This is a genomic window from Bradyrhizobium sp. (assembly GCF_035309285.1).
Taxonomy (GTDB): domain Bacteria; phylum Pseudomonadota; class Alphaproteobacteria; order Rhizobiales; family Xanthobacteraceae; genus Bradyrhizobium.
Genome location: NZ_DATGFH010000175.1, coordinates 1 through 22,039, shown reverse-complemented (window position 1 = coordinate 22,039; position 22,039 = coordinate 1). Strand labels below are relative to the sequence as shown.

Annotated in this window: 21 protein-coding genes and 1 pseudogene; 14 read left to right on the top strand and 8 right to left on the bottom strand. The window is 63.9% G+C overall.

The window, feature by feature from the left end; translation table 11 throughout:
• Positions 1-25: 25 nt before the first annotated feature.
• Positions 26-1,501: a patatin-like phospholipase family protein gene (locus tag VKR55_RS31955; protein WP_414642513.1), complete on the top strand. Its 1,476-nt coding sequence runs from the start codon at positions 26-28 to the stop codon at positions 1,499-1,501.
• 2 nt (positions 1,502-1,503) lie between these two features.
• On the opposite strand, the gene VKR55_RS31950 is transcribed toward VKR55_RS31955, so the two are convergent.
• Entirely contained in the window at positions 1,504-2,739 is a 1,236-nt protein-coding gene (locus tag VKR55_RS31950) for an amidase (RefSeq protein ID WP_324409391.1), read from the bottom strand.
• A 135-nt stretch (positions 2,740-2,874) separates the two neighbouring features.
• Between VKR55_RS31950 and VKR55_RS31945 the strand changes: the two are divergent.
• From VKR55_RS31945 to dprA, 3 genes and pseudogenes are all read left to right on the top strand, one after another.
• A pseudogene (locus VKR55_RS31945) lies at positions 2,875-2,964 on the top strand (hypothetical protein); the annotation flags it as partial.
• Positions 2,965-3,018: 54 nt separating this feature from the next.
• Positions 3,019-3,744: a hypothetical protein gene (locus tag VKR55_RS31940; protein WP_324409389.1), complete on the top strand. Its 726-nt coding sequence runs from the start codon at positions 3,019-3,021 to the stop codon at positions 3,742-3,744.
• 358 nt (positions 3,745-4,102) lie between these two features.
• Positions 4,103-5,221 (top strand): DNA-processing protein DprA, encoded by a 1,119-nt coding sequence (gene dprA, locus VKR55_RS31935; RefSeq protein ID WP_324409388.1) that lies wholly within the window; start codon positions 4,103-4,105, stop codon positions 5,219-5,221.
• Here dprA and VKR55_RS31930 read toward each other — a convergent pair whose 3' ends face one another.
• Positions 5,222-5,629: a winged helix-turn-helix transcriptional regulator gene (locus VKR55_RS31930; protein WP_324409387.1), complete on the bottom strand. Its 408-nt coding sequence runs from the start codon at positions 5,627-5,629 to the stop codon at positions 5,222-5,224.
• A 100-nt stretch (positions 5,630-5,729) separates the two neighbouring features.
• Here VKR55_RS31930 and VKR55_RS31925 point away from each other — a divergent pair, with 100 nt between their 5' ends.
• Positions 5,730-6,338 (top strand): FMN-dependent NADH-azoreductase, encoded by a 609-nt coding sequence (locus VKR55_RS31925; protein ID WP_324409386.1) that lies wholly within the window; start codon positions 5,730-5,732, stop codon positions 6,336-6,338.
• A 78-nt stretch (positions 6,339-6,416) separates the two neighbouring features.
• Here VKR55_RS31925 and VKR55_RS31920 read toward each other — a convergent pair whose 3' ends face one another.
• Both VKR55_RS31920 and VKR55_RS31915 read right to left on the bottom strand, forming a co-directional pair.
• On the bottom strand, positions 6,417-6,578 hold the full coding sequence (locus tag VKR55_RS31920; protein ID WP_324409385.1) for a hypothetical protein: 162 nt from the start codon (positions 6,576-6,578) through the stop codon (positions 6,417-6,419).
• A gap of 174 nt (positions 6,579-6,752) precedes the next feature.
• Positions 6,753-7,526, bottom strand: a complete 774-nt coding sequence (locus VKR55_RS31915; RefSeq protein WP_324409384.1) for an SDR family NAD(P)-dependent oxidoreductase — start codon at positions 7,524-7,526, stop codon at positions 6,753-6,755.
• 126 nt (positions 7,527-7,652) lie between these two features.
• Here VKR55_RS31915 and VKR55_RS31910 point away from each other — a divergent pair, with 126 nt between their 5' ends.
• From VKR55_RS31910 to rpmG, 8 genes are all read left to right on the top strand, one after another.
• On the top strand, positions 7,653-8,144 hold the full coding sequence (locus tag VKR55_RS31910) for a winged helix-turn-helix transcriptional regulator (RefSeq protein ID WP_324409383.1): 492 nt from the start codon (positions 7,653-7,655) through the stop codon (positions 8,142-8,144).
• A 200-nt stretch (positions 8,145-8,344) separates the two neighbouring features.
• On the top strand, positions 8,345-11,116 hold the full coding sequence (gene topA, locus VKR55_RS31905) for a type I DNA topoisomerase (RefSeq protein WP_324409382.1): 2,772 nt from the start codon (positions 8,345-8,347) through the stop codon (positions 11,114-11,116).
• Positions 11,117-13,447: a ribonuclease R gene (gene rnr, locus VKR55_RS31900; RefSeq protein WP_324409381.1), complete on the top strand. Its 2,331-nt coding sequence runs from the start codon at positions 11,117-11,119 to the stop codon at positions 13,445-13,447.
• Positions 13,435-13,878, top strand: coding sequence for a DUF983 domain-containing protein (locus tag VKR55_RS31895; RefSeq protein ID WP_324409380.1), 444 nt, complete (start codon positions 13,435-13,437; stop codon positions 13,876-13,878). The genes rnr and VKR55_RS31895 overlap by 13 nt, the downstream gene beginning before the upstream one ends.
• Positions 13,879-13,914: 36 nt before the next feature.
• The gene (locus VKR55_RS31890) at positions 13,915-14,676 is read left to right on the top strand and encodes an NUDIX hydrolase (protein WP_324409379.1); all 762 of its coding nucleotides are present in this window, start codon (positions 13,915-13,917) and stop codon (positions 14,674-14,676) included.
• A gap of 17 nt (positions 14,677-14,693) precedes the next feature.
• The gene (locus VKR55_RS31885; RefSeq protein WP_324409378.1) at positions 14,694-16,028 is read left to right on the top strand and encodes an amidohydrolase; all 1,335 of its coding nucleotides are present in this window, start codon (positions 14,694-14,696) and stop codon (positions 16,026-16,028) included.
• Positions 16,029-16,259: 231 nt separating this feature from the next.
• Positions 16,260-17,585, top strand: a complete 1,326-nt coding sequence (locus VKR55_RS31880; protein ID WP_324409377.1) for an LLM class flavin-dependent oxidoreductase — start codon at positions 16,260-16,262, stop codon at positions 17,583-17,585.
• A 134-nt stretch (positions 17,586-17,719) separates the two neighbouring features.
• On the top strand, positions 17,720-17,887 hold the full coding sequence (gene rpmG, locus VKR55_RS31875) for a 50S ribosomal protein L33 (RefSeq protein ID WP_007603295.1): 168 nt from the start codon (positions 17,720-17,722) through the stop codon (positions 17,885-17,887).
• Between the two features lie 64 nt (positions 17,888-17,951).
• On the opposite strand, the gene VKR55_RS31870 is transcribed toward rpmG, so the two are convergent.
• Positions 17,952-18,488: a hypothetical protein gene (locus VKR55_RS31870; RefSeq protein ID WP_324409376.1), complete on the bottom strand. Its 537-nt coding sequence runs from the start codon at positions 18,486-18,488 to the stop codon at positions 17,952-17,954.
• A 245-nt stretch (positions 18,489-18,733) separates the two neighbouring features.
• Between VKR55_RS31870 and VKR55_RS31865 the strand changes: the two genes are divergently transcribed.
• On the top strand, positions 18,734-19,264 hold the full coding sequence (locus VKR55_RS31865; RefSeq protein ID WP_324409375.1) for a hypothetical protein: 531 nt from the start codon (positions 18,734-18,736) through the stop codon (positions 19,262-19,264).
• 104 nt (positions 19,265-19,368) lie between these two features.
• On the opposite strand, the gene VKR55_RS31860 is transcribed toward VKR55_RS31865, so the two are convergent.
• The 3 genes from VKR55_RS31860 to VKR55_RS31850 form a co-directional block, all read right to left on the bottom strand.
• Positions 19,369-20,496 carry a DUF6745 domain-containing protein gene (locus tag VKR55_RS31860; RefSeq protein WP_324409374.1) on the bottom strand — a complete coding sequence of 376 codons (1,128 nt, stop codon included), beginning with the start codon at positions 20,494-20,496 and terminating at the stop codon, positions 19,369-19,371.
• Positions 20,480-20,824, bottom strand: coding sequence for a hypothetical protein (locus VKR55_RS31855; protein WP_324409373.1), 345 nt, complete (start codon positions 20,822-20,824; stop codon positions 20,480-20,482). Before VKR55_RS31855 ends, VKR55_RS31860 begins: the two co-directional genes overlap by 17 nt.
• Positions 20,825-20,942: 118 nt before the next feature.
• The coding region (locus tag VKR55_RS31850) for an ammonium transporter (protein WP_324409372.1) at positions 20,943-22,039 on the bottom strand (1,097 nt) is incomplete at its 5' end.

The window sequence follows — 22,039 nt, the reverse complement described above, 5'->3', positions numbered from 1 at the left end:
CGCGGGGTAGTTTCGCATTTCTGGAATGCCTGAGATGAACGAGAATGTTTCATCAGGCGCGGGTGAAGGAGTGGAACAAAAAGGCGCAGCACGGGAAGCTGCCACCTTGCTCCGCACCGCGGCCACTGCGCTGCTTTCCGCCGCTGAGATCTGGTCGACCGACAACGTCGTCGCGCCGCGCATCGAAGCTGTCGCGCCGTGCGCCGAAGCTAAGGCAACGGCCGAAACGGCCGCGGCGGCTGACGAGCCACCGGCAACGCGCGAAGCAGAAACCAAATCACCTGAGGAACCTGGCTTCCGGAAGCGATTACGGCCATCGGAGGTTCTGGCCGAAGCCCGTTTTTTCAGTCTGCTGCAGGGAAAGCGGACGCCGGACGGCCCGGCCGCTGAAGTCGCGTCCGACGGCGATCCCGCGCTGAACTCTCCGCCGCTTACTTCCGATGCGTCGATCGACGTCGAGACCGCCCGCGCGCTGGAAAAGCACGCCGCCGCAGTGCTGGCGAAGGCCAAAGTCAGCGCGCCCCTGCCGCCTCCTCCTACCTGGCCACCGCAGAAATTGTCGCTGGCGCTACAAGGCGGCGGCGCCTTCGGCGCCTTCACCTGGGGCGTGCTGGAGCGGCTCCTCGAAGAGCCTACTTGCGCGTTCGATAGCATCAGCGGCGCCAGCGTCGGTGCGATCAATGCCACGCTCCTGGCCTGTGGGCTGGTGAAGGGCGGGCGCGAGGGCGCACGCAAGCTGCTGGCCAGTTTCTGGCAGCGCATGACCAACGAAACCTCGTTCCGCTCGCTGATGCTGGTCGGCGGCTTTTCACCGGCGGGAAGCTCGGTCGCGTTTGGTCCTACTCTGCGCTCCGGCCATTTCGATCCCTTTGATTTGGATCCGCTGCGGGACGCGCTCTCGCGCGACATCGATTTTGCCGCGCTGCGCAGCCCCTCCTGTCCAAAGCTCCTGGTCGCGGCCACCCGAGTGCGCGACGGCAGACAGCAGATATTCGACAACGTCGCCATCTCACCCGACGTGCTGCTCGCCTCGACCTGCCCGCCGCAGTTGCACTGCGCGGTCGAGATCGAGGGCCAGTCCTATTGGGACGGCGGTTATGGCGCCAATCCGCCGCTAGTCCGGCTCGTGGAGGAAACCACTGCTTCCGACCTCCTGGTCGTGCAGGTCACGCCCGCACGCGACAGCTTTGTGCCGATCACCATGGCCGCGATCGACCTCAGGCTCGACCAGATCACGGCGAATGCCGTGCTCCATGCCGAGCTCGAAGCGCTGCGGTGGGCGCGCGAGCGCGGCGTGTCGGCACCCAACCTTCATCGGATTGCCGCGGAAGACGAAGTCGAGGGTCTCGCCCAGCGCAACCCGGCCGACCTCGGCCGCGGCTTCATCACGATGCTGCACGGACGTGGCCGCAGCGCCGCGGATCGCTGGCTGCGGGGAACCGTGCCGGCAAAGCCGACGCCTGTCGTCGCAGCCGAGCCGTCGGCTCTCGTAGACGCCTGAAGCTAGGCTCTTAAGGCGGCTTCCAGGAAGCGTGCGACGGCGAGTGCCTTGGCGTCGTCGCCGAAATCCGCGATCACCTGCACGCCGATGGGCAGATTGCCCTCGGCGACATGCGCGGGCACGTTGACGCAAGGCGTTCCCATCAGCGTCCACAGCCGGTTGAAGCGGGGATCGCCGGTCCAATCCAGTCCCTTGGGCGCCGCACCCGGTGCCGACAGCGCGAGGATCACGTCGACGTCGCGGAAGATCTCGCACAGTACCACGCGCGCTTTCCGGGCCACCGAGCGCGCCTCGTCATAGTCGGCAGGCTGGATGTCCCGACTCTCATCGAGCCGCTTGCGCAAGAGCGGCGGCATCGCGTCGTAGTTCTCACGATATTCCCAGGCGAACGCCTGATGCGCCTCGAATTGCTGCACGGTGGTGTGGATGCGCCAGGCGTCGGCGATCAGCGTCGGCATTTTCAGCTCGCGCACCGAGGCGCCCGCCTTCTCCGCGGCGGCGGCCGCAATCTTGAGCGCATCGGTGCCCGCCTTCTCGGCGGGGCCAGCAAAATCCTGCGTAACGACGCCGATCTTTGGCGCTTTCGCCGCCGGCGCCAATAGTTCCGGGCGGCTGGTCATGGCCGAGAGCGCGACCGCAACGTCTTCCACGCCGGCGGCAAACACCCCGACGGTGTCGAGCGTCCAGGAAAAGCATTTGACGCCGACGGTCGGCAACATCCGGTAAGACGGCTTGATGGCGGCTACACCGCAAAACGAGGCCGGGCGGATCACCGAGCCACCGGTCTGCGTGCCGAGCGCAAGCGGTAGCATGCCGGCCGCGACGGCTGCCGCCGAGCCCGACGACGAGCCGCCCGGCGTGTGGGCGTGATTGTGCGGATTAAGCGTCGCGGTCGGATCATTCGCGGCAAACGCCGTCGTCGTGGTCTTGCCGGCAACGGTCGCGCCGGCCTCTTTCAAAAGCATCACGACCGGCGCATCCGCGCGCGGGCGATGTCCCTTGTAGATCTCGGCGCCCATCTGGGTCGGCATGTCTGATGTATCGACGATGTCCTTGATCCCGACCGCAATCCCCCGCAGCGGGCCTTGTTGCTGCGCGCGCGGATGTGGCGCGAGGTGGGCAAAGGCGCCGATGGTCTTCTCCTGCGCCGCAATCACTTCCAGGGATTGCGCCAATGCCGCCTCCGGCGACAGCTCGCCTTTGTCGATGCGGCGTTTGAGATCAGCGAGCGAGATCATGGGAAGGTCCTCTTGGGCATTGCTTGATCGGGCACTTTTAAGGACGCCAATCGCCGGGACAACCCCGCCCATAGGCATAGCCCCCCTTCCCCATGCGCTGCGGTTGATCCATGCTGGCCGGGCCGAGGAGCCAGCGTGGACGCCGTCAGCCAGCCGACCAAACTCACCGAGGCCGAGCGGATCGACCGATTGCGGCTGATCCGGACCGACAATGTCGGGCCGCGCGGTATTATGGCGCAAACGTCACCGAGCGACTAAACTGCACGTTCGGGGCGAGTCATGGTCGAAAATATCGAGAAGAGGGAAATGCGGTTGGCCGCGCGAGATGCGCGACGGGCGGCGCAACGCGCCGCCGCTTTGCAGCCGGTCGCCGTCAGCCACGACGAACCTAAATCAGTCGCCGCCGGTCACGACGAACCTAAAAACTGGATTTCTGTTTTTATCGGCGCGGGAGGTACTGCCGCCTATCTAACGTTGGCCGCTTGGTCATATTCCGCCGGGACCGGGGGCGATATGATCGGCGCTGGCATACTCTTGGTGCTAGCCTACCTAGTGGCCGTAGCCGCGCTGATGGCTTCCAAACGATACGGAGGCTTCGCAAATCGTCGTCGCCTAATCTTCAATCTAATTTTTGCTATCGGATTGGCTGTTATTAGTGGGGTGCTTTTTTGGTGGGAATATTCTCATAGACCCGCCCCCATTGTGCGACAGCCGCAACAACCCCACCCTGTCAATAATCAGCAACAGGGCGGCCAGATGGGCGGGACGATCAATAACAATGGCCCGGTATATAACGGGCCAGTCACGACCTCACCATCGCAGGCGAGGGTAGAAGTGAAGAACCGATATGATTGCCCGCCCGGCTACACAATTATTGCAGAAAATGCTTTTTCAGGCTTCAAAACTAGCCTCAGCGCGCCGGCTAGCATGAAACTCTGCATCGTGGAAAACGATTTCAATGGAAGCGACAAGGGCATTGAATTCCGCGACCGTCCAAAGCGATAGCTAAAATTCCTCCAGCACTACCCCTTTCCAATTCCATTGCCACAATGCAAGCCGGGAAGAACGTTGCGGAAAACGTCCCGCGCTTCGGCTTCATGGTGATCCCGGCTCCTCATGAGAAGCGTTTTGGCACGCTGAAAATAGCAATCCGCTTCGCACCAAGGTTTATCGTCTTAAGCAGTGTGCCCGTAAAATCCCGCTTTCGTCCCTTCTTCGGAGTCAACGTCCATGATCCCGTCCGGGTCATGTGCTTGCCCGGTCTAAACCTCTTTGCCATTTCTACCTCCCCGCCCTATGCTTAAGTAATACATCCCCCGCTAAATCTACCGCAAGTTCTCCTAAAGTTGCCGCAAGGAGCAGCGTGGACGCCGTCAGCCAGCCGACCAAACTCACCGAGGCCGAGCGGATCGACCGATTGCGGCTGATCCGGACCGACAATGTCGGGCCGCGGACGTTTCGCTCGCTCGTGAACCACTTTGGCAGCGCGCGAAGGGCGCTCGCCCAATTGCCTGATCTTGCCCGGCGCGGCGGCTCGTCGCGCGCCATGCGGATCTGCAGCGAGGAGGATGCCCGCGCCGAGCTTGCCGCAAGCCGGAAGCTCGGTGTTTCCCTGCTCGCGCCGGAGGAAGCCGGCTACCCGCCGCGGCTCACCGCCATCGACGATGCGCCGCCGCTGCTCGGCGTGCGCGGTGCGCTGGACACCTTGATGCGGCCGATGATCGCGATCGTTGGCTCCCGGAATGCGTCGGCGGCCGGACTGAAATTCGCCGGCCAACTCGCGCGCGATCTCGGCGAAGCCGGCTTTGTCATCATCTCCGGGCTCGCGCGCGGCATCGATCAGGCCGCGCACCGCACGAGCGTCGCGAGCGGCACGGTCGCCGTGCTGGCCGGCGGCCACGACCGTATCTATCCGAGCGAGCACGAGGACCTGCTTGCTGCGATCCTCGACGCCAGGGGCGCGGCGATCACGGAAATGCCGCCCGGACACGAGCCGCGGGCGCGGGATTTTCCACGGCGCAACCGCCTGATCTCGGGTGCGGCGCTCGGCGTCGTCATTGTGGAAGCAGCCCAGCGCTCGGGCTCGCTGATCACCGCGCGCATGGCCAATGAGCAGGGCCGCGAAGTGTTTGCGGTGCCGGGTTCGCCGCTCGATCCGCGCGCGGCCGGCACCAATGACCTGATCAAGCAGGGCGCGACGCTCGTCACCGAAGCGGCCGACGTGATCCAGGCGGTGGCGCCGATCATGGAGCGGCCGATCATGCTGCCCTTGCGCGAGGACGACGAGGATCAGCTCTCGGGCGATCCCAACGCCGGCGACCGCGCGCAGATCACCGCCCTGCTCGGCCCAAGCCCGGTGTCGATCGACGATCTCATCCGCATGTCAGGTGCGCCGCCCGCGATCGTGCGCACCGTACTGCTCGAGCTTGAACTCGCCGGCCGGCTCGAACGCCACGGCGGCGGCTTGGTGTCGATGATCTGATCACTCCGGATCATTGCGCGCGTCGAATTTTTGGCGCGCGTCTTCGATTTGCTGCCTGTGCTGAAACACCCATTCGCCGAGCGCCTGCACCGGCTTCCACAAGCCGCGCCCGAGATCGGTCAATTCGTAATCGACCCGCGGCGGGATGGTCGGAAACACCGTGCGCGTGATCAGGCCGTCGCGCTCGAGCCCGCGCAACGTCAACGTCAGCATCCGCTGCGAGATGCCGCCGATCTGCCGCTTCAACTCGTTGAAGCGCTTCGGGCCATCGCCCAGCATCATGATCACGAACACGCTCCATTTGTCGCCGACCCGTGCGAGCACGGAGGCAACGGCGCGGCATTCGTGTCCCTCATGCGCGTACGGCTCGGGCGGCAAGGTAGGCATACGGATGTGCTCAGGTTTCATGGCTGTGCTCGGGGCTCAAGATTGTGCGTTCTTGCGGGCATTTAGGGCGGTCACTCATATAGCGCCAGTTACAAATCAATACCAACCGAGGTGACCAACCATGAAGCTCCTGCATATCGACTCCAGCGTGCTCGGCCCCCACTCCGTCAGCCGCCAACTATCCGCGGCGATCGTCGAGCGGCTGCGTCAGCAGAACACGAATCTTGCGGTCGCCTATCGCGACCTCAGCGCGACGCCGCTTGCGCATCTGTCCGGCTCGCATCTCGCCGCCGCGCAAGGCGGTGCCGCGTCCGCCGAGGTGCGCCAGGATCTCGCCGCCGGACAGGCCGTGCTCGACGAGTTTCTCGCCGCCGACGTCGTCGTGCTCGGCGCGCCCATGTACAATTTCACCATTCCAAGCCAGCTCAAGGCATGGATCGATCGCATCCTGGTGGCTGGCAAAACCTTCAAATATGGCGCGCAAGGGCCGGAAGGACTTGCTGCAGGCAAGCGCGTGATCGTTGCGATCTCGCGCGGCGGCTTCTACGGCGCAGGCACGCCGGCTGCGGCACTCGAGCATCTGGAGAGCTATCTGCGCGGCGTATTCGGCTTCATCGGGATCGCCAACCCCGAATTCATTTCGGCCGATGGCATCCGGGTTGGACCCGAACATCGCGAGAAGGCGCTGGCGAACGCGCTGCAGGCCGTGACGCGACTGCAGGCTGCCTAGCGGCAAAGATCGGCACCGCCCGCCGACGTCAAACACGGCGGGCTGGTGCTAGTGGTCTACAAGGAGCGCAGTCGAAACTCAGAACCACACACCCTGCACGCCGGTCAGCACGGCAATCAGCGACACCAGCAGGCCTATTCCGGAAAAGATGGCGACAGGAACGAAATCGCTTTGCTTGGACTGGCGGGAGGACGCGGTCGAAGAACGAATAGGTGCGGCAATACGAACGACATCTGACATGGTAGGGCTCTCCAATTCATTTCAAGTCAAAAATCACCTGCCCCATGCAAAGGTCGGCGTGCGCGCGAAAAGGTTCAACGCGCGCCGACTTACGTCTTCGTGAGGACTGCTCAACCCAAGCGCGAGCCCGCCCAACAACATGCTGGGCGGACTCGCCTTTTCGGTGGAACCGCGCTAGCCGCGATAGATCGGCGCGCCCGCAGGCGAGCCGGTGGCGCCGCCATCGACGAAGATTTCGGCGCTCTGCACGTGGGACGCATCGTCGGAGGCGAGGAACAGGACGGTTTTCGCCACATGGTCGGCGTCCGCCATTCTGCCGAGCGGGGTTGATTTCGAGATGCGAGTTTCGAGCGCCGCGAAGGCGTCCGCCGTCGGCGCCGCGCCGTTCCAGATCGGCGTCTTCGCAGCTCCCGGCGCCACCACGTTGACCCTGATGCCGCGCGGCGACAGCTCTGACGCCATCACCCGCGCCATCGCCCGCACGCCTGCCTTGCTCGCGGCATAGGCAGCATAGCCGGGATTGCCGAGCACGGAGATCACCGAGCCGTTGAGGATGATCGCGCCATTGTCGTTCATTCGCGCGACCGCCGCCTGCACCGTGAAGAACACCGCGGTGATGTTGGTGCGGATCACCTGCTCGAAGGCGGCGAGCGTCGTGCCGCCGACCGGCGTCGAGCCGGGAATGCCGGCATTGGCAAAGACGATGTCGAGCTTGCCGAATTTCTCCACGCCCTTCTTGATCGCGGCTTCGGTCGCCGCGATGTCGGTCGCATCGGCCACCACCGCCAACGCGTTCGGCCCCAATTCCTTTGCGGCCGCCTCGAGCGTCGCCTGATTGCGCCCGGTGATGATGACCTTGGCGCCCTCGGCCACGAACAGCTTCGCCGTCGCAAAGCCGATGCCGCTGTTGCCACCCGTGATCAATGCCGTCTTGTTCTTCAGCCTCATGGCCGTGTCTCCATCCAGTTCATTGGTTGCATTATTAAACCGTATTGCCCACCTAGAGCTTCTGGTTTAATATTGCAACCACACAAGGCCGTGATCGCCCGCCAATCAAGAGGAAGCAGGCCCGCGATGGTGAAACGAACCTCTCTCGCGCATTGCGAATGCCCGATCGCACGCTCGCTCGATGCGATCGGGGACTGGTGGTCGCTCCTCGTCATCCGCGACGCCCTGCTCGGCCGCCGCCGCTTCGGCGAATTCCAGAAGAGCCTGGGGCTTGCGAAGAACATTCTCTCGGTGCGGCTGCGCACGCTGGTCGACCGCGGCATTCTTCAAATGCAGCCCGCCTCCGACGGCAGCGCCTATCATGAATATGTTCCGACGGAGAAAGGACGCGGCATCTTTGCGATCCTGGTCGCGCTCCGACAATGGAGCGAGGAGTTTGACGAACACCCCGAGGAGATCGCGACCATCCTGGTCGACCGCGACAAGGGCCGCCCGGTGAGGCCGCTGGAACTGCATGCGTCCGACGGCCGGCTGCTTGCGTTTGGCGATACAACGCTGAAGCCGAGGCCCACTCCGTCATTGCGAGTCAACGGGTCGCGCCAAGGGCGCGCCCGATGAAAAGGTTTCATAATACCGTATTTCTCACAACCAGAAGTCGTCTTTTACAACCTTTCGAATACTAAGCCGGTCGCTAAGGACCCTCCTTCAACATCTGTCCATTTGACACGGGCCCCCTCAGAACCCATGTTCGCCCCGAGAGGCAAAGTGCGAATCTCGCCAAAACGCCCCCAAAACTTCCCGTAAGTCACTGGAATTACATGAATATCGTTATTGTGGAGTCTCCGGCGAAAGCCAAGACGATCAACAAATATTTGGGCTCGTCCTACGAGGTTTTGGCCTCGTTCGGCCATGTCCGGGACCTCCCGGCCAAGAACGGATCGGTCGATCCCGACCATAATTTTCGGATGATCTGGGAGGTCGACCCGAAGGCGGCCTCTCGCCTCAACGACATTGCCAAGTCGCTGAAGGGAGCCCAGCGCCTGATCCTCGCCACCGACCCTGATCGCGAGGGCGAGGCCATCTCCTGGCACGTGCTGGAGGTGTTGAAAGAGAAGCGCGCGCTGAAGGATCAGAAGATCGAGCGCGTGGTGTTCAATGCCATCACCAAGCAAGCGATCACGGATGCGATGAAGCAGCCGCGCCAGATCGATGGCGCCCTCGTCGACGCCTATATGGCGCGCCGGGCGCTGGATTACCTGGTTGGCTTCACCCTCTCGCCGGTGCTCTGGCGCAAGCTGCCGGGCGCCCGCTCTGCCGGACGCGTGCAGTCGGTGGCGCTCAGGCTTGTCTGCGACCGCGAGCTCGAGATCGAGAAATTCGTTCCGCGCGAATATTGGTCGCTGATCGCAACGCTGAACACGCCGCGCGGCGAAGCTTTTGAAGCGCGCCTGGTCGGCGCCGACGGCAAGAAAATCCAGAGGCTCGATATCGGCTCTGGCGCCGAAGCCGAGGATTTCAGGAAGGCGGTCGAGGCCGCGAGCTTCACGGTCACGACCGTCGATGCCAGGCCCGCGCGCCGCAATCCGCAAGCGCCCTTCACCACCTCGACCTTGCAGCAGGAAGCGAGCCGCAAGCTCGGCTTTGCGCCCGCGCACACCATGCGTATCGCGCAGCGGCTCTACGAGGGCATCGACATCGGCGGCGAGACCACCGGTCTCATTACCTATATGCGGACCGACGGCGTGCAGATCGACCCCTCTGCAGTCACCCAGGCGCGCAAGGTGATCGGCGAGGATTACGGCAACGCCTACGTGCCGGACGCGCCGCGCCAGTATCAGACCAAGCAGAAGAACGCCCAGGAAGCGCATGAGGCGATCCGTCCGACCGATCTCTCGCGCCGTCCGGACACGATGAAGCGCCGGCTCGATCATGACCAGGCGCGGCTCTATGAGCTGATCTGGAAGCGCGCCATCGCGAGCCAGATGGAATCGGCGGAACTCGAGCGCACCACCGTCGACATCACGGCGAAGGCCGGTTCCCGCGTGCTGGAACTGCGCGCAACCGGCCAGGTCATCAAGTTCGACGGTTTCCTCGCGCTCTATCAGGAAGGCCACGACGACGACGAGGACGAGGATTCACGCCGCCTGCCCGCCATGAGCGAAGGCGAACCCTTGAAGCGGCAGAGCCTCGCCGTCACCCAGCACTTCACCGAGCCGCCGCCGCGTTTCTCGGAAGCCTCGCTGGTCAAGCGCATGGAGGAACTGGGCATCGGCCGTCCCTCGACCTATGCCTCGATCCTGCAAGTACTCAAGGATCGCGGCTATGTGAAGCTGGAGAAGAAGCGCCTGCATGGCGAGGACAAGGGCCGCGTCGTCATCGCGTTCCTGGAAAACTTCTTCCGCCGCTATGTCGAGTATGATTTCACCGCCGATCTGGAGGAGCAGCTCGATCGCATCTCGAACAACGAGATTTCGTGGCAGCAGGTGCTGCAGGATTTCTGGCGCGATTTCATCGGCGCAGTCGACGACATCAAGGACCTGCGCGTCGCCGAGGTGTTAGATGCGCTCGACGAGATGCTGGGTCCGCACATCTATCCGCCGCGCACCGATGGCGGCGACGTGCGGCAGTGCCCGACCTGCGGCACCGGCCGGCTCAACCTGAAGGCCGGCAAGTTCGGCGCCTTTGTCGGCTGCTCCAACTATCCGGAATGCCGCTACACCCGTCCGCTTGCCGCCGACAATGCCGAGAGCGCTGACCGCGTGCTCGGCCAGGATCCTGAAACCGGCCTTGATGTCACCGTCAAGGCCGGACGTTTCGGTCCTTATATCCAGCTCGGTGAGCAGAAGGATTATGGCGAGGACGAGAAGCCGAAGCGCGCCGGCATTCCGAAGGGCATCTCGCCCTCGGATCTTGAGCTCGAACGTGCGCTGAAACTGTTGTCGCTGCCGCGCGAGATCGGCAAGCATCCGGAGACGGGCCTGCCGATCACCGCAGGCATCGGCCGTTTCGGGCCGTTCGTAAAACACGACAAGACTTATGCGAGCCTTGAAGCCGGCGACGAGGTCTTCGATATCGGCCTGAACCGCGCGGTGACGCTGATTGCGGAAAAACTCGCCAAGGGCCCGAGCCGCGGTCGCTTCGGCGCCGATCCCGGCAAGGCACTTGGCGATCATCCCACCCTTGGCGCGGTCGCAGTGAAGAACGGCCGCTATGGTGCTTATGTCACCGCAGGCGGCGTCAATGCCACGATCCCGAGTGACAAGGACAAGGATACCATCATGCTGGCCGAGGCGATCGCGCTGATCGACGAGCGCGCAGCCAGGGGAGGTAACAAGGGAGGCGGCAAGGCCAAGGCGAAGAAGGCTGCAAAGCCTTCCAAGGCGGCCAAGGTCGAGGCCTCTGCATCCGATGTCGATGCGCCAAAGCCAGCAAAAAAGGCGGCAGCCAAGAAGACAGCCGCCAAGCCGAAATCGGTTTCCGTCAGCAAGGCGCGCGCGCCCGTCGCAGCAGCCGCGAAGACATCGGCGGCCAAGCCATCGGCGGCGGCGAAGACGGCCGCGAAGAAGAGCGCCGGAAAGGCACGTGGCTAAGTGAAGCAAAAACCCGACAATGGCTTTCCGACCAGGGACGCCATCGTCGCTTTCATCCGCGGTAACCCGGGAAAGGTCGGAACCAAAGAGATCGCGCGCGAGTTCGGCCTGAAGAATGCCGACCGCGCCGAGCTCAAGCGCATTCTGCGTGACCTTGCAGACCAGGGCACGATCAAGAAGAACGGCAAGAAGATCGTCGAGACCGCCGAGCTGCCCGCAACGCTGCTCGCCGATATCACCACCCGCGACGCCGATGGCGAGCTGATTGCGACCCCCGCCGAATGGGACGAGGTCGAGCAAGGCGAGCCGCCGCGTATTCGCATCCACATTCCGCGCCACGCAAGGCCCGGCATGATGGCCGGCGTCGGCGACCGCGCGCTGTTGCGCGTCGAGCGCAGCGAAGATGAAGGCGCAGCCTATCGCGGCCGCGTCATCAAGATCATCGATCACGGCAAGTCCCGCGTGCTCGGCGTGTTCCGTGCGCTGCCCGATGGCGGCGGGCGGCTCGTCCCCGTCGACAAGAAGCAGGCCGGCAAGGAGCTCAACATCGCCCGAACCGATGCCGGCGGTGCGCAGGATGGTGATCTCGTCAGCGTCGATCTCGTGCGTTCGCGTGGGTTTGGCCTCGCCTCCGGCAGGGTGAAGGAGCGGCTCGGCTCGCTCTCGAGCGAAAAGGCGATCAGCCTGATTGCGATCCACGCCCACGACATTCCGCTTGCCTTTTCGCGCGAGGCGCAGCGCGAATCCGAGGAAGCCGAGCCTGCCAGCTCGAAAGGCCGCGAAGACTGGCGCGACGTGCCGCTGGTCACGATTGATCCGCCCGACGCCAAGGATCACGATGACGCCGTCCACGCGGAGCCGGATCCCGATCCCAGGAACCACGGCGGCTTCATCGTCCATGTCGCGATCGCCGACGTCGCCTTCTATGTGCGCCCTCACTCCGCGCTCGACCGCGACGCGCTGATGCGCGGCAACTCGGTCTATTTCCCGGACCGCGTGGTACCGATGCTGCCCGAGCGCATCTCCAACAATCTTTGCTCGCTGGTGCCCGGCGAAGCACGCGGCGCGCTCGCGGTGCGGATGGTGATCGGCGCGGACGGCCGCAAGCGCTCGCACACCTTTCATCGCGTCCTGATGCGTTCGGCCGCAAAACTGCACTACGTCCAGGCCCAGGCCGCAATCGACGGCAGACCGGATGACGTCACCGGCCCCCTGCTCGAGCGAATCATAAAGCCGCTTTATGCCGCCTATGAAGCGGTCAAGCGCGCCCGCGCCGAGCGCGATCCGCTCGATCTCGACCTGCCCGAGCGCAAAATCCTCTTGAAGGCCGACGGCACGGTCGATCGCGTCATCGTGCCGGAACGACTCGAGGCGCACCGGCTGATCGAGGAGTTCATGATCCTGGCCAACGTTGCGGCCGCCGAGACGCTGGAGAAGAAATCGCTGCCGCTGATCTACCGCGTGCATGACGAGCCGACGCTGGAGAAGGTGCATGCGTTGCAGGAGTTCCTGAAGACGCTCGACATTCCCTTCGCCAAGAGCGGCGCGCTACGGCCCTCGCTGTTCAACCGCGTGCTGACGCTGGTCGCCGGGCAGGACTACGAGTCATTGGTGAACGAGGTGGTGCTGCGCTCGCAGGCGCAGGCGGAATATTCGGCGGAGAACTACGGCCATTTCGGCCTCAATCTGCGCCGCTACGCCCATTTCACCTCGCCGATCCGCCGCTATGCCGACCTCGTCGTGCACCGCGCCTTGATCAGCGCGCTCGGCCTTGGCGAAGGCGCGCTGCCCGACAGCGAGACGACGGAGCATCTGAGCGAGATCGCCGCCCAAATCTCGCTGACCGAGCGGCGTGCGATGAAGGCCGAGCGCGAGACCGCCGACCGGTTGATCGCGCACCATCTCGCCGACCGTATCGGCGCTTCGTTCCAGGGCCGGATTTCCGGAGTCACCCGCGCCGGCCTGTTCGTGAAACTCGACGACACCGGCGCCGACGGGCTGGTGCCGATCCGTTCGCTGGGCACGGAATATTTCAATTATGATGAGACCCGACACGCGCTGGTCGGCTCGCGCAGCGGTGCCATGCACCGGCTGGGGGACGTCGTCGACGTCCGTCTGGTAGAAGCTCAACCGATCGCCGGCGCGCTGCGGTTTGAACTGTTGTCGGAAGGGGCGAAAGGCCTCATTCCGCGCGGCAGAAAGAGTGATCGCTACGCGCGCAAGCAAAACCGTGCAAAGGAAAACGCCGGCGGTGGCCGGCGCGAGACGAAGCGTAAGCCGGAAAAGAAGGAATCCGGCAAGAAGAAGCGAGGCAAATCATGGAAGCGATGAGCCATGCCCCGAAAGTCTGGACACGCGAAACCGCGGCCGTCGGCAAGAAGCGCGATGTGTGGCTTTCCCTCAAGCGCGGCTTTCGCGGCCGCTGCCCGCGCTGCGGCGAGGGCAAGCTGTTCCGCGCGTTCCTGAAGGTCGACAATAATTGCAGCGTCTGCGGGTTGGATTTCACCCCGCACCGCGCCGACGATCTGCCCGCCTATCTCGTCATCGTCATTGTCGGCCACATCGTGGTGCCGAGTGCGCTCGTCATCGAAACCAATTTTTCCCCGCCGACCTGGCTGCAGCTTTTGATCTATCTGCCGATCACGCTGATTTTGTCGCTGGTGCTGCTGCAGCCGGTGAAGGGCGCCGTTGTCGGCATCCAATGGGCGCTGCGCATGCATGGCTTCGACGACAATCCGCCGGACAATATTCCGCCGGTGTAGGCAGCACGAACAATAACAATAAAGTCAGGGATGGAAATGACCGACACTGCCGAGGCCACGCGACGGGAAAAGCCCGAAGAGAAGGAGGCCGATCACCATCCCTACTACCGGCCGAAGGATGCCGCGACGCTGATCCTCGTGGACCGCGCGGGCTCCATTCCCAAAGTGCTGGTCGGCAAGCGCCACGACAAGGTGGTGTTCATGCCCGGCAAATTCGTCTTTCCTGGCGGACGGGTCGACAAGGCGGATCACCGCGTGCCGGTGGCGGCGCCCATTCCGAGGGAGCTGGAAGACAATCTGCTGAAGGGCAGCCCGAAGATCAATCCGGCGCGCGCAAAATCGCTTGCGATTGCGGCGATCCGCGAGGCCTGCGAGGAGACGGGCCTCTGCCTCGGCCGCAAAGCCGGGACCGCGCCGAATCTCGAAGGCGCGTGGAAGCCATTTGCGGATGCCGGCCTGTTGCCCGATCCATCCGGACTGTTTCTGATCGCGCGTGCGATCACCCCGCCCGGCCGCATCAAGCGTTTTGACACGCGCTTCTTCACGGCCGATGCCTCGGCAATTACCCATCGCGTCGAGGGCGTGATCCATCCCGATGCCGAGCTCGTCGAGCTGGTCTGGGTCGAGATCGGCTCCAAGCCACTCGCCGATCTGCATCCGATGACCAGGAATGTGCTGGGCGAATTGGAGCGCCGGCTTGCGACCGGCCCACTGCGCCATGACGCGGACGTGCCATTCTATCATTTCTACAGCGGCAAAATGCACCGCGATACGTTGGGTGATGGCAAAGGCGCCTGAGCAATGGGAGGGCTGCGATGCGGGTTACAAAACCGATTCTCGCCTCGGTTGCGCTATACAGCGTGCTGGCGTGGCCGGCGCACGCGGAGCTCGACGTCGCCAAGCTGAAGCAGAGCATCGAGACCTCCTTCGAGAGCGACTATCCGAAGCTCGACGCGCTTTACAAGGATATCCACGCCCATCCCGAGATCGGCTTCCAGGAAGAGAAGACCGCCGCGAAACTCGCCGCCGAGATGCGCGCGATCGGCTTCGAGGTGACCGAGAAGGTCGGCAAGACCGGGCTGGTCGCGATCTACAAAAATGGCGACGGCCCCACCGTCATGGTGCGCACTGAGCTCGACGCGCTGCCGATGGAAGAGAAGACCGGGCTAGCTTATGCGAGCCACGACAAGCAGATCTGGCACGGGCGGGAAACCTTCGTCGATCATAGCTGCGGCCATGACATCCACATGGCGAGCTGGGTCGGCACGGCGAAAACTCTGGTCGGGCTGAAGGACCAGTGGCACGGCACGTTGATGTTCATCGCACAACCGGCGGAAGAAGAGGTTGCGGGCGCCAAGGCGATGATCGCGGATGGTCTGTTCACGCGCTTTCCGAAACCGGATGTGGGCTTTGCCCTGCACGACGGGCCGGGCGCTTACGGCTATATCAGCTACCGGGTCGGGATTGGCTCCTCCAATGCCGATGGCCTCTATATCAAATTCCACGGCCGCGGCGGCCACGGCGCGATACCACAGGCCACCATCGATCCCGTGATGATGGCGGCGCGCTTCGTGGTCGACGTGCAGAGCGTGATCAGCCGCGAAAAAGATCCGACCGAATTCGGCGTGATCTCGATCGGCGCGATTCACAGTGGCAGCGCCGGGAACATCATTCCTGACGACGCGACCCTGGTCGGGACCATTCGCAGCTTCAAGCCGGAGGTCCGCGCCAAGATGTTCGCCGGCATCGAGCGAACCGCGAAGGCGGTTGCGGCGATGGCCGACGCGCCCCCACCGGACATCCAGATCACGGAGGGCACCAAGGCCATCGTGAACGATCCCGCTGTGGTCGGCACGGCCGTAAAAGTCCTGAAGGCGGCATTCGCGGACAAGATTGTCGCCACGCCGCCGGGCACGCCCAGCGAGGACTATTCGGAATTCATCAACGCCGGCGTGCCCTCGATGTTCTTCAACATCGGCGTCTATGAGCCCGAGCGCGTCGCCGCAGCCCGCAACGGCAGCGGCCCGCCGCTTCCCGGCAACCATTCGCCGCTGTTTGCGCCGGTGCCGAAGCCGACCATCCAGACCGGCGTCACCGCGATGACGCTCGCGGTGCTGAGCGCGTTCGATCAAAGGGCAAAGGGGCAGTAACTTCGTCCCCTCCCCTCGTCGTCATTCCGGGATGCGCCGTAAGGCGCAGGCCCGGAATCCATATCCACCGGCTGTGGTTATGGATTCCGGGCCGCAACTTTATCGCGTCCCGGAATGACGATGTTGAGAGAGCGGGGAAAAACAAAATAATCTTCTGCCGCAGGCCCGATGGCGACCCCGGCGCGCCATGCCTATCTTTTGGCCCAACAACAACCCTCTCGGAACGGGCCCATGGCACAACGTCAACTCAAACTCGGCGCGTTCATGCGCCCCGTCAGCCTGCACACCGGCGCGTGGCGCTATCCCGGCGCCTGGCCGGATGCGAACTTCAACTTCGCGCATATCAAGCAGATGGCCCAGAAGCTCGAGGCCGGAAAATTCGACGCCTTCTTCATGGCCGACCATCTCGCCGTGCTCAACATGCCTACGAATGCGCTCAAGCGCAGCCACACCGTGACATCGTTCGAGCCGTTCACACTGCTCTCGGCGCTTGCGGGCGCGACCGAACGCATTGGCTTGATCGCGACCGGCTCGACCACGTTTGACGCGCCTTATCATGTCGCGCGCCGCTTCGCTTCGCTCGACCATATCTCCGGCGGCCGCGCCGGCTGGAACATCGTCACGACGTCCAATCCCGATGCGGCGCTGAATTTCGGCCTCGACGATCACATGGAGCACGCCGAGCGCTACAAGCGGGCGCGCGAGTTCTTCGACGTGGTCACGGGCCTGTGGGATTCCTTCGCCGACGACGCCTTCCCGCGCGACGTCGAGCAAGGTCTCTATTTCGATCCCGCGCGCATGCATGTGCTCGACCACAAGGGCAAGTATCTTAAGGTGCGCGGCCCTCTCAATATCGCCCGCCCCGTGCAGGGCTGGCCCGTGATCGTGCAAGCCGGCGCCTCCGACGACGGAAGGCAACTCGCGGCCGAGACCGCGGAAGCCGTGTTCACCGGCGGCAGCCCACTGCCCGACAGCCAGAAGCTCTACGCCGACATCAAGGGCCGCATGGAGAAAGTCGGCCGCAACCCCGACCACTGCAAGATATTGCCCGGCGCCATGGTGTTCGTCGGCGACAGCATCGAGGAAGCGAAAGAGAAGCGCGCCAGACTCGACGGCCTCGTGCATTACGATAGCGGCATCGCCTCGCTCTCGATCGCGCTCGGCACCGATGCCTCCGGCTTCGATCCGGACGGGCAGCTCCCGCCGATCCCCGAAAGCAACGCCAGCAAGACCAGCCGCCAGCGGATCGTCGATGTCGCAGCCCGCGACAAGCTCACCGTGCGCCAGCTCGCCCAGCGCGTCGGCGCCTTCTCCGGCCTTGCCTTCATGGGTCCGCCCAAACTGATCGCCGACCAGATGGAGGAATGGCTGATGAGCCGCGGCTGCGACGGCTTCAACATCATGTTCCCCTATCTGCCGGAGGGGCTGGACGATTTCGTCGACCGGGTGATCCCGGAACTGCAAAAGCGCGGGATCTTTCGGAAGGAGTATGAGGGGCGGACGCTGCGGGAGAATCTCGGCCTGCCGCGGCCGAAAAACCGCTTCTTCGAGAGTTAAAGCGCCAAAACATGGCCCTATTCGCCCCGAAAACCTTGACTTTGGGCGGTTTGCGGCTAGGTTGCCGCCCAAATCCGGGCCGGTTTGGCCGGCATCCAACCTTTCATTCCTGAGATAATCGAGGTCACTGGAACATGGCCAAAGCGGTCACCATCAAGGTCAAGCTCGTCTCCTCGGCGGACACTGGCTTCTACTACGTCGCCAAGAAGAATTCGCGCACCATGACCGACAAGCTGGTCAAGAAGAAGTATGACCCGGTGGCGCGCAAGCACGTCGAATTCCGCGAAGCCAAGATCAAGTAACATCGCGGGACAATGCCGACTGACGGGGCCCCTTGCGGCCCCGTTTTGTTTTGCCACTCGCCCGTCAATTCGCGAACGCGTTGCCGTCCTGAACCTGGCAAGTGGCGGAGCCGGCGTGCAGCGAGCGGATTTCGAAGTGGCGTCCGTCCGTGTGGTTAAAACTGGCGGACGCAGCACCTTGCGCCATGCCGACCGTGACCTGAGCTGAGCATCCGGATCCGGTTACTTCCACGCTGATACGCCGGGCTGCCTCGCCGAAATTGGCTGCGTTCACAAATCCGGACGCGGTGAATTTTATGGCGTGCTCGCCGCCGCCGAACGACTTGCCGCCCTTTCCAACGTTTTCATGGGTGCCCGCTCCCCGCCCCGAGCCGATGTGCAACCGGGAAAATCCTCTGCCGACAGAACTGATGTAAAGCGTCCATGTGTAAGGAACGGAAACGTCGCGGAAGGGGCCGCCATCCCGGCTCTGATTGTGCTCTTCGCTCCACGAAATCGTAAACGATTTGTTGCGCAGATTCTCCGGCGCGGCCGCAATTGCCGATTCTGAGTACGTTATTGCTGCGGCGACAGTGAAAAGAAAAATCCAGGTCGCTCTCATGGCCCCTCGTTACGAATTGACAACAGCGAATCCAGTTTGACCGGATTTTTCGCTCGATCGTATAGGCCATTGGTCGGATCGCGCCGACGAAGCGGCGGTTGCGCGCAAGGCATCCCGAATTCAGCGAGGCTATCAAACAGGATCGCGGAACATTCGTCACCGACGGGCCCTCGCCGCCCTCATCGCTTTTGCTGCCGCTTGCCCGCGGCCCGTACCTTGCATGCCTGCAGGGGGGCAGGTTCATCATGATCGCACCTTTGGAGGAAGGCAACGTCGGTGGCTATTCGGTCGCCTATAGCCGCGACGACACCTACTTTCCCGTCTACATTACGGCCGCGCTTGCCCTGATTTTCGTGACGGCGAGCTGGATCGCGGGCGAGCTCTACTGGCTTCTGCTCGCGGCGGCCGCTGCGGCTTTCACCTATTACAACATTCCCCTGCTCGAGACCGGACGGCCGACCATCGGCGCCAATCAATACGGCATCTTCCTGCAGGCCTTCGGGCTGATCCGCTGGCGCGCGATCGAGCGCATCGATCTCGCCGAGATCGCCGAGCGCGCGATGACCGTACACGAGCTGCAGATCGTGCTCGCCGCACCGCTCGGCAGCGCGCTCGTGGTCGATTGGCGCAAGCAGCCGGCCTGGCGCCGCCTGATGCGCCTGCCCTGGCGCATGAACCACACCAACATGGTGCGGGTAAATCTCGAGCCGTTCGACCAGCCGCCCGACGTGATCCATCGGACTTTCCTGCGCATGTGGCGCTATTACCGGAGCTAGCCAGCAAGTATGCGTAGGGTGGGCAAAGCGAAGCGTGCCCACCATTGCGAGCGAGGCATTTGATGGTGGGCACGGCGCTTGCGCGCCTTTGCCCACCCTACAATTCATGTCCTCACCACCAGCTTGTCATACGCCTCCGGCTCAATCCCATAGGTCCAGGCCACGGCCTCGCGCGCCGTGCGAAAGTTCGCCGGCACTTGCAGGAAATAATGCCTGCGCGTGCCGTCGGCCTCCGGTGTGCCGTTGATCACCTCGACTGCGGCCCAGGCATCGGAGGCGAGCCAGGTCTTGCGCCACAAAACTCCGGTTTCATCCTCGGCGAACCTCCTCGCCCCACCCTTGGCGATATAACGCTGCGGCGTCATGATCTCGATCATGCAGCGGCGCACCTGCACATTGGTCTGTACGTCGATCGCGGCCGGCGTGATTTCGCCCGGCTCTTCGATGATGGTGCGCGGCACTTCGACGCCGCGCCACGCCCACACCGAAAAACCATCGGCAAAACGCAGCGCGGGGCCGCTGGCGCAATGCAGGCGATCGGTGGCATCCGTGCGCAGCAATTCAGGCCGCTCCGAAAGCCAGCAGGTCTCTGCATGTGGCTGCAGCCATCCTACATTCGCCGCGACTTGCCACAGGCCGAGCAAAGCCTCGGTCTCGGCCTTCAACCCGAGCACGCCGCGCAGATATTCATAAGCCGACAGCCAGGCGAGATCGTGCGGACCCGCCGCTGCATAGCGAAATCCCTCCCGGCCGCGCAGAGCGAGGATGACTGAAGTCAGCGACAACGGCTCCGAGCGGCAGTAGCGTGCAAGCAAGGCGACAGGCTCGAGCGTCGCCGCCTCCGTCACCGCCTCCGCGACCGACGCGATCAGCCCGTCCTGAGGATTGACGGCGCGCTCCACTTCCAACAGCAACCGTCGCGACAGCCGCCGCCGCACCCGCGCGGCGGTTTTCCGTCGCATCCTGTCGATCAGCTCCCAGCGGATATTGGGGCCATCGCCCTTCGCAATCCGCTGCGCACGGCGCGACATCGCGACCGGGCTGTCGCACCACACGAAGCGCGCCGGCGGGTCAAAGCCTGCAGCCTGATAGGCGAGCCGCACGCCCTCTTCCGCCGCAGTGCGATCGGCCGGCCCGGTCGAGCGGGCGATCGCCATCCACCGCGCGCGATAACGGTCGAGCGCCGCCGACTGCGCTGCTGTTAGCGCGTCCCCCTCAATCCGGGAGGACACGCGCGTCCCGCGGTCCGAGTTCGCGCTGCCGCCGGATGCGATAAGTCCCGCGCGGCAGCGTGATCGGCGCGTGCTCGTCGTGGGTGACCCGCGCGTAGGCCGAAGCAACCTGGATATGGCCGATATAGAGGCCCGTGGGGATATCTTCGGCGAGTTTGTCGTCGCGGAACAGCCTCACGCGCTCGCAGACCGCGTGGCGGTGGCCGGTCTCCTCGCCTTCCGCCAGCACCAATGCGGTGCCTTCCGCATTCTCCGCGATGGTCCCGGAGGGGACGACATCGGCCACCCGTTCGAGCAGAAGATCACCTTGTGCGAAGATCTCGGTCATCGCTCTCTCCTTGTGCCCGGCGCATCCGGCACTTTGGTGCGGACGCTCGATTTCCTCCAAATCGTTTGAGGCCGCCTCCCGCCGCGCACGAGCGGTCAGGAGGCGGTCATCGCTTGGGTCACTGCACGACTTCGCCATGCAGCGCGAGATCGAGACCTTCGCGCTCGGTGTCTTCCGACACGCGCAGGCCCACGAAGACCTTGAGGATCGCGAGGATGATCAGGCTGACCACGGCGTCATAGACGAACACCGTGACAACGCCGATGCACTGGTTGACGAACTGCATGGCATTGCCCTCGAGCACGCCGGCCGTTCCGCCATATTGCTCCACCGCGAACACGCCGGTGAGCAGCGCGCCGACGATGCCGCCGACCGCATGCACGCCGAAACAGTCGAGCGCGTCGTCATAGGAGAACATGTGCTTCAGGCCGGTGCAGCCCCAGTAGCAGACGACGCCGGCGGCCACACCGATCGCGAATGCGCCGACGGGGCCGACAAAGCCGGACGCCGGCGTGATTGCCACAAGGCCCGCGACCGCGCCCGAGCAGATGCCGACCACCGTCGGCTTGCCCTTCAGCGACCACTCCACCAGCATCCAGGTAAAGCCCGCGACCGCGGTTGCGATCTGCGTCACCAGCATGGCCATGCCGGCCTGCATCCCGGCGGTGACGGCGGAGCCGGCGTTGAAGCCGAACCAGCCGACCCACAACAGCGCGGCGCCGATGAAGGTGAGCACCATGTTGTGCGCGGGGCCGGTGTCCTTGCGCGGTCCCAGCATGATGGCACACATCAATCCGGCGACGCCCGCGTTGATATGCACGACGGTGCCGCCGGCGAAGTCGAGCACTTTCACCCAGGCGGCGTCGTTGCCGGAGGAGAAGATGCCGTCAGGCCCCCAGACCCAGTGCGCGATCGGCGCGTAGACGAAGATCGCCCACAGCCCGATGAACCACAGCATCGCCGAGAACTTCATGCGCTCCGCAAATGCGCCCGCGATCAGCGCCGGGGTTATGATCGCGAAGGTCATTTGGAAGCACATGTAGACGCTTTCCGGGATCGTCGGCGCCAGGCCGTTCGCGGTGCCGGTGTTGTTCTTGCCGTCGCTCACCATGCCCTGCAGGAAGGCGCGCGAAAGGCCGCCGATGTAGGCGCCCCCCTCCGTGAAGGCGAGGCTGTAGGTGAGACACGCAAACAGCACGGTGACGAGGCAGGTGA